This is a genomic window from Pseudanabaena sp. SR411 (assembly GCF_002251945.1).
Lineage (GTDB): Bacteria > Cyanobacteriota > Cyanobacteriia > Pseudanabaenales > Pseudanabaenaceae > Pseudanabaena.
This window is the reverse complement of the sequence record NZ_NDHW01000040.1, coordinates 1-1,060: the sequence shown is the minus strand read 5'-3', so window position 1 is coordinate 1,060 and position 1,060 is coordinate 1. Positions and strand designations below refer to the sequence as shown.

General features: G+C 42.6%; 2 protein-coding genes and 1 pseudogene. 1 reads left to right on the top strand and 2 read right to left on the bottom strand.

Features of this window, described 5'->3' with window-relative positions; all coding sequences use genetic code 11:
* Positions 1 to 125: 125 nt before the first annotated feature.
* Positions 126 to 644, top strand: coding sequence for a ZIP family metal transporter (locus B9G53_RS02665; RefSeq protein ID WP_094528771.1), 519 nt, complete (start codon positions 126 to 128; stop codon positions 642 to 644).
* Between the two features lie 38 nt (positions 645 to 682).
* Here B9G53_RS02665 and B9G53_RS02660 read toward each other — a convergent pair.
* Both B9G53_RS02660 and B9G53_RS02655 read right to left on the bottom strand, forming a co-directional pair.
* Positions 683 to 781 (bottom strand): annotated as a pseudogene (locus B9G53_RS02660) (IS1 family transposase); the annotation flags it as partial.
* Between the two features lie 7 nt (positions 782 to 788).
* Positions 789 to 1,060 (bottom strand): transposase (locus B9G53_RS02655; protein WP_176453063.1); only part of this gene is annotated, 272 nt, incomplete at its 5' end.

Genomic DNA, 1,060 nt, shown 5'->3' with positions numbered 1-1,060 from the left:
ATTCTTCTTCAGTCCATCCATTTCGATTGCTTGTATTACCTTTTGACGCAAATCGTAACTATATGGTTTTGGCATTATTATTCCTCAGTCAACTAGTTTGCTTTATATCTTATGTCCTAACCTAGCTGGCTATAGCTATAATTCATGGCTTATTTCCCCACGAGCATTTCCTAAAGGGTGTCGATGGCAACTGCGACAATAAGAGATCGCGGATTTGGCTATTTATCACCGCCATTACTTTGCATAACTTCCCCGAAGGAATGGCGGTTGGCGTGAGCTTTGGTTCAGGAAATGTGAATGATGGCATTGCTACGGCTCTGGGTATCGGCTTACAAAATATGCCCGAAGGTTTAGTTGTAGCTCTCTCACTGGTCGCCCAGAACTATCGCGTAGGTTATGCTCTATGGATTTCGTTACTTACGGGTTTAGTGGAACCCATCGGTGGATTATTTGGTGTCGGTGTCGTTAGTGTGGCGCAGGGCATCTTACCTTGGGCGATGGGTTTTGCGGCTGGAGCCATGCTATTTGTGATCTGTGACGAGATTTTGCCTGAATCTCAGAAGGCTGGAATCGAGCGTGATGGCACAATTGGCACAATTTTGGGATTCGTTGTCATGATGTTTCTAGACATCGCTCTTAGCTAGGTTTCTATGGAATGAACATAGTACTCAATCTGGCAGTGTTAAAGAGGTAAGGATGAATTGAAATGGTGAGCAAAGAAGAAAATAGCACCGATATGATTTTCTAATTTTTTAGAAAATGAAAGGGTCTTTCTTACTAGTAGACAGTCAAAGGGTTATTGACGGATAGAGACGAAGCAATTTAATGCGAGCATCAGCAGTAGTAAATTGCCAGTTAACTTTACACGAGAGAGAATTCCTGCGATTTTCCCAAGCCGAGATTTCCTGAATCAAAAGCTGTTTATCAGGAATACGACGGTCGAGACATTGGCGATTTAAAACACTCAACTCAATTTCAGCCATATTGAGCCAACTGCCATGTTTAGGGGTGTAGTAAAACTCGATTTTGTCGAGAATTCTTCTGGCTTCAGCAGGCAAAA